The sequence below is a fragment of the Caulobacter sp. genome, from assembly GCF_049283275.1.
In the GTDB taxonomy this organism is placed as follows: Bacteria; Pseudomonadota; Alphaproteobacteria; order Caulobacterales; family Caulobacteraceae; genus Caulobacter.
Window position 1 is genome coordinate 1 of record NZ_JBAPVS010000275.1, and the last position, 6237, is coordinate 6237.

At 66.7% G+C, this 6237-nt stretch carries 6 protein-coding genes; 2 read left to right on the top strand and 4 right to left on the bottom strand.

The window, feature by feature from the left end; all coding sequences use genetic code 11:
* Positions 1-524: xanthine dehydrogenase accessory protein XdhC (xdhC, locus tag WAL33_RS15570; RefSeq protein ID WP_422182433.1), on the top strand; the 524-nt coding region annotated here is incomplete at its 5' end.
* A complete protein-coding gene (guaD, locus tag WAL33_RS15575) occupies positions 511-1800 on the top strand; it encodes a guanine deaminase (protein WP_422182434.1) in 1290 nt (429 codons plus the stop codon). The genes xdhC and guaD, both read left to right, overlap by 14 nt.
* A 140-nt stretch (positions 1801-1940) precedes the next feature.
* Here guaD and WAL33_RS15580 read toward each other — a convergent pair whose 3' ends face one another.
* The 4 genes from WAL33_RS15580 to WAL33_RS15595 form a co-directional block, all read right to left on the bottom strand.
* Positions 1941-2900, bottom strand: a complete 960-nt coding sequence (locus WAL33_RS15580; protein ID WP_422182435.1) for a nucleoside hydrolase — start codon at positions 2898-2900, stop codon at positions 1941-1943.
* A gap of 143 nt (positions 2901-3043) precedes the next feature.
* Positions 3044-5239, bottom strand: coding sequence for a TonB-dependent receptor (locus WAL33_RS15585; protein WP_422182436.1), 2196 nt, complete (start codon positions 5237-5239; stop codon positions 3044-3046).
* Between the two features lie 216 nt (positions 5240-5455).
* Positions 5456-5857 (bottom strand): oxalurate catabolism protein HpxZ, encoded by a 402-nt coding sequence (gene hpxZ, locus WAL33_RS15590; protein WP_422182438.1) that lies wholly within the window; start codon positions 5855-5857, stop codon positions 5456-5458.
* Between the two features lie 8 nt (positions 5858-5865).
* Positions 5866-6237 (bottom strand): amidase family protein (locus WAL33_RS15595; protein ID WP_422182437.1); only part of this gene is annotated, 372 nt, incomplete at its 5' end.

Below are 6237 nucleotides of genomic sequence, written 5' to 3' on the forward strand. Positions count from 1 at the left end.
GCGACGTGCTGGTCGAGCCGCAGGACCTGCCGCGACCGCCGGTGCTGCTGTTTGGGGCCGGCCATGTAGGCCAGGCCGTGGCGCGCGCCCTGGAGCCGCTGCCGTTCCGCCTGGCCTGGTACGACACCCGGCCCGAGGCCGCCGAGGTCCCCGGCGTGGCGGTCGGGACCCCCGCCGAGTTGGCCGCCGCCGCCATGGGCGCGGGGCCCGACGCCTATATCCTGATCATGACCCACGACCACAATCTGGACTACGCCCTGACCTCCTCGGCCCTGGCCGGCGGGGCGTTCGGCTATCTGGGCCTGATTGGGTCGGACACTAAGAAGGCCCGGTTCCTCGGCCGGTTGCGCAAGGACGGCTTCGGCGATGGGACGGTGGTCCGCGTCACCTGCCCGATCGGCCTGCCGCACTTGAAGAACAAGGCCCCCGAGGTGATCGCCGTCTCGGTGGTCGCCGACCTGCTGATGCGGCTCGAGGCCGCCCGCCGCGACCGGACGAAGGACCTCCAGCTTGCAAGCCTATAGGGCGTCGATCCTCCATCTGGAGGCCGATCCGAAAACGACGGACGGTGAGGCGCACGCCTTCCACGAGGACGGCCTGCTGCTGGTCGAGGACGGCCGCGTGGTCGCTTGCGGCGACTACGCCAAGCTGGCCGACGAGCTGGGCGATACGCCGGTGGACGATCTGCGTGGCAAGCTGATCGTCCCCGGCTTCGTCGACACCCACATTCACTTCCCGCAGGTCGACATCATCGCCGCCCACGGCGAGCAGCTGCTGGACTGGCTGGAGCGCCACACCTTCCCGGCCGAAGCGGCCTTCGCCGACAAGGGCCACGCCGAAGAGACGGCCGAGTTCTTCGTCAAGGAGCTGCTGCGCAACGGCACGACCAGCGCCCTGGTGTTCGGCTCGGTGCACAAGGTCTCGGTCGAGGCGCTGTTCGCCGCGGCCCTGAAACGCGACATGCGGGTGATCGCCGGCAAGTCGCTGATGGACCGCAACGCCCCGCCCGGCCTGTGCGACACGGTCGACGGCAGCCGGGCCGACATGCGGAGCCTGATCGCCGACTGGCACGGCAAGGGTCGCCTCGGCTATGCGGTGACCCCGCGCTTCGCGATCAGCTGCAGCGACGAGCAATTGACCATGGCCGGTCAGGTTCTGGCCGAGCATCCGACCGTATGGATGCAGACCCACCTGTCGGAGAACATCCGCGAGATCGTCGACACCGCGAACCTGTTCCCGGACGCCAAGGACTACCTGGACGTCTACGACCGCTTCGGCCTGGTCGGGAAGCGCTCGGTCTTCGCCCACTGCGTCCACCTTCAAGGCGAAGCGTTCCAGCGGTTGGCCGCCGCGGGCTCGGCCATCGCCTTCTGCCCGACCTCGAACCTGTTCCTCGGCTCGGGGCTGTTCCCGCTGGAGACCGCCTGCGCCCACGGGGTGAAGGTCGGGATCGGCACGGACGTCGGGGCGGGCACGACCTTCTCGGTCCTTCACACCCTGGGCGAGGCCTACAAGGTGGGCCAACTGCGTGGCGAGGCGCTGGACCCGTTCCACGCGCTGTACCTGGCGACGCTGGGCGGGGCGCGGGCCCTGGGGCTGGAAGACGAGATCGGCAGCCTGGAGGCCGGCAAGATCGCCGACTTCCTGGTGCTGGACCTGGCGGCCACGCCGCTGCTGGCGCGGCGCATGCCGGCGGCGAAATCGCTGGAGGATCGGCTGTTCGCGCTGACGGTGCTGGGCGACGACCGGGTGGTGGAGCGGACTTATGTGGCCGGGGTGGAGCAGTATCGGAGAGGGTAGTGCGGCGAACGCTTGCCCCCTACGGGTCGCTTCGCGACCGTCTTCCCCCAAAGGGGGAAGAGGAGCCGCGTTCTCGTCCTCCGCCCCCTATGGGGGCGGACAGACCGCGAAGCGGTCAGGTGGGGGCAAGTGGGTGAGCCTCAGGCGCCCATCGTCTCCGCGTACAACGTCAACAGCCCCTCGGCCTTCACCCCGACCGTGATCGCCTGGACCGGCTGATCGTCCCAGGCCGACGGTCCGAACAGTTCGCCGTCGACCTTCTGGCAGGTCTGCCCCAGGGCGATGCCGTCGGTGATCACCCGGATCGAACCCTTGCGAACCTCGAACAGCGACGGATCGATCACGAACGCCACCGCGGCCGCATCGTGCACGCAGCAGCCGACGATGCCGTCGCGGCCGCCGTAGAACGCCGCATAGGGCTTGGAGATGGCGTTGAGGAACGCGCCGGCCGGACCAGCGCTGGCTTCCAACGCTTCCATGTAGGCCGGGCTCATCACCACCTGGGTGGTGACGTCCAGGCTGACGGCGGTGACGTGCCAGGGGGCGGTGAACACGAGGTCGGCGGCCTCGGGATCGTTCCAGATATTGGCCTCGGCCACCGGCGTGACGTTGCCCGGCTTGCCGGCCACGCCGAAAGCGCCGCCCATGATCACCACGGCCTTCAGCAGGGGAGCGAAGTCAGGATCGGCCTTCAGCGCCAGGGCCAGGTTGGTCAGCGGACCGACCGCGACCAGGGTGATCTCGCCGGGGTTGGCGCGGACCAGGTCGATGATCGCCTGATAGGCCGGCTTGGCTTCCGGTCGGGCGGGAACCAGGCCCAGCAGCTCGACGTCGCCCAAGCCGTTCTCGCCGTGCACGAAGGTGGGCGAGGGATTGCGCGGCCGGGTCAGCGGCTTGTCGGTTCCCTTGAAGACCGGGGCCTTCAGGCCGAACCGATCCTTCAGATAGAGGGCGTTGCGGGTGGTGACCTCGATGTCGGCGTTGCCGTAGACCGTGGTCACGGCCACCAGGTCGAGCGCGGGGCTGGCCTCGATGAACAGCAGCGCCATGGCGTCGTCGATGCCGGGGTCGGTGTCGAAGATGATCTTTTGGGTCGTCATTCGAAGGACTTATCTCATCGTGTGATGGAGGGGGAGACCCTCCGAAACGAACCATGCTCCCGGCGCGAACCGGGAGCATGGCGGGACGATGGCAATCCTTCGGGCATCCCGCCCGGCGCGAAGGCCGGGCGGGGTCGTTCGGACTACCGCTTGGCGCTGATCGAAATCCCGATGATCCGGGGCTCGTTCACGAAACCGGTGTTGTTGTTGAAGTCGATGCCGCCCTTCAGGTTCACCTCGTTGGTGATGTTGCGGGCGAACGCGGCGATCTCGTAGCTGCCGTCCTGCTTGGCGTAGCCGAGCTTCAGGCCGCCTTCGAAGTCGCCCTTGGTGTAGAACTCCTTGCTCTCGTAGAGGAAGATGTTGGTGTAGCCCTGGCGGAACCAGTCGGTGTAGGCGAACAGCTCGCCGTCGCCGATCGGATAGCTGTAGCGAGCCGTGAAGGTCAGGATCGACTTGGGCGCGTTCGGGAACGGGTTGCCGTTGATGTTGGCGAAACCGTCGGCGTTGATCGGATCGGTGACCGTGCAGATGCCCGAGCCGCAAGGCGCGGTGGTCAGGTCGCTGTCGTCGATCTTGGTGTGGCTGTAGCTGTAGCCGGCGGTCAGCAGCAGGTTGGCGTTGACCGCCCATTCGCCGTCGACCTCGAAGCCGTAGGCCTTGCCCTTGTCGGCGTTGATCAGGTGGTTGCCTTGGCCGGCCCCGCCGATGGCGCTGAGCTGCATGTCCTCGACCGTGTAGGCGAAGACCGCGCCGTTGATGCGCAGGCTGCGGTCGAACAACTCGCTCTTCACGCCGGCTTCGTACGACATGATGGTTTCGGACTTGGCGATCGAGGCGTCGGCGCCGAACGCGATGTCGCGACCTTGAATGGACGGACCTCGGAAGCCGCTGGCGACCTTGCCGTAGAGGCTGACGTCGGGCGCGACGTTATAGAACGCCGACAGGTCCCAGCTGACCTTGTCGTCCGACACGGACACGTCCGGCTTGCCGCCGAGGATGACGTGCATGTCCTTGTCGTCCTTGGTCCAGCGCACGCCGCCGGCGATCTTGAAGTCGGGCGTGATCTGGTAGGTGCTGGCGCCGAACACCGCCCAGGCGGTGTTCTTGTGCTGCAGGGTCGACAGCGGAACGCCGGAGGTGGTCGTCACGGTGAAGTCGGACTTGAAGTAGTAGGCGCCGACCTGCCAGGTCAGCGGCGCGTCGGTGTCGCTCGCCAGGCGGATTTCCTGGGTGTACTGGTCCAGGTCGTCGATCGAGTCCTGGGTGTCGGACTGGAAGGCGATGAAGCCGGGGCCCATGGTCGGCAGGTAGACCGCGCCGTAGCCGCCGTCGATGTCGCCGCGGCTGTAACCGTTGGTGGTCTCGTACGACGAGATCGAGGTCAGCTTGGCCGCCCCGAAATCGTAGTCCATCTTCAGCGAGCCGCCGTGGCCGTCGTACTTCTGCGGGTTGTTGGCGCCCTGATCGAACCACACCTTGTCGCGGTCGAAGTTGCCGTTGATCTTGTTGCTGCCGGCGGTGAGGATGTTGGCGCGGAAGATCGCCGCGGTGCCGACCAGCGAGCGATTGTGCACGTTCAGCAGGGCGCTGAACGCCTCGGTCGGCGTGTAGAGCAACTGGCCGCGGATGGCGTATTCGTCATAGCCGCCCAGGGCGTCCTTTTCGCCCGTGAAGCCGTTGTCGATATAGTCTTCGCGGTGCTGGCCCAGGACCGACAGGCGGCCTGACAGCTTGTCGGCGATCAGCGGGCCGCCGACGCCGGCGTCGAACGTCGCCGTGCCGTAGGTGCCGTAGGTGGCCGTGCCGTTGGCCTTGAAGGTCTGGCTCGGCTTGACGCTGTCGAACTTGACGATGCCGGCGGTGGTGTTGCGGCCGAACAGCGTGCCTTGCGGGCCGCGCAGCACTTCAACCTGTTCGACGTCGAAGATCGGGCTGCTCTTCAGCACGACGTTCTCGAGCACGACATCGTCGAGGATCATCGACACCGGCTGGGAGGCGGACAGGTCGAAGTCAACGTTGCCCAGGCCCCGGATGTAGAAGCGCGGCGCGGCGCGGCCGTTCGAGGATTCGATGTACAGGCCGGGCACGCGGCTGGACAGGCCAACGATGTCTTCACCGGCGGCGAGGACGGCGCTCAGTTTCTCGCCCGACATCGTCGCGACCGAGACCGGCACGTCCTGGATGTTTTCCGAGCGCTTCTGGGCGGTGACGATCACGTCGCTCAGCGCCGTGGATGTTTCCTGGGCGAAGGCCGGCGCGGCGGCGCCGACGGCCAGGGCCAGGGCGGTGAGGGCGGCGCCGCGATGGAGGCGGCTGCGCAGCTTGGTGGTGTTCATTGAAGTATCCCCTTCATGCCGCCGGCGGCCCGGCGCTTGAGGGTGCAATGCACAATGACGGACGCGAATCCAAAGGATTGATGACCTCTCAGCCACCGTTTGGTGAAATTTCCGCGCAGGTTGTTACTATTTGACCACGCCGCGACAGGACTGCCCAAAAGCAGACCACAAGTCATAGCTTTATTACTTATTGCCATAGAGCGGACGACCTATCGCTTATGGAGCAAGGCGTTGATCGACTCCGTCCTGGAGAAGCGAAACGTGGGCGGAGACGATTTTCCAGCCCGTTTGGGTGCGAATCCAGGCTTGGCTTTGGCGACCGGGACGTTTTGCCCCCTCTCGGAGAAATTCGACGTTGGCGATTGCGAAATCTCGCCCAAACGTAGTGATTTCGGTCCTTAAGCGCGATCGTTGCGGCGAGCCGCCCGAACGGCTGATTCGAAACGCCGCGATCGCCTCGAAACCGTAGAGATTCTCGGCCACGCCATAGCGTACGGTTTCGGGAGCCTCGCGGAAGAACCCGTCCAGCACCTCGACATCGTTGGTCATCAGCGCCGTCTCGTAGGCGTCGACCGCGGCGCTCACCTCGGCCAGAACATCAGGTTCGTTGACGGTCATGGGAGCGGTCATCGGGCTGTTTCCGGAGGCCTGTGAGCGGCGATGACGCCGGCCCGTTCCAGGCGCAGGGCCGCCGCCAGAGCAAGGTCCTCGCGCCAGGCCGGAGCGATGATCTGCACGCCGATCGGCAGCTTGCCGGGGCGGTTGACCGGCGCGGTCACCACCGGCAGGCCGATGTAGCTGATGGGCTGGGTGTAGGCGCCGAGGTTCTTGCGGACCGAAACCTGCTGACCGCCCATCTCCATGGTGGTCTGGCCGATGCCGGGCGCCGGACAGACCGAGGCCGGGGCCAGCAGCACGTCGAAATCCTCGAACACCCGGCGCACGGCGTCGCGGAAGACCGGGCGGTAGCGGCGCGCGGCCTCGGCGACGGCTTCGGG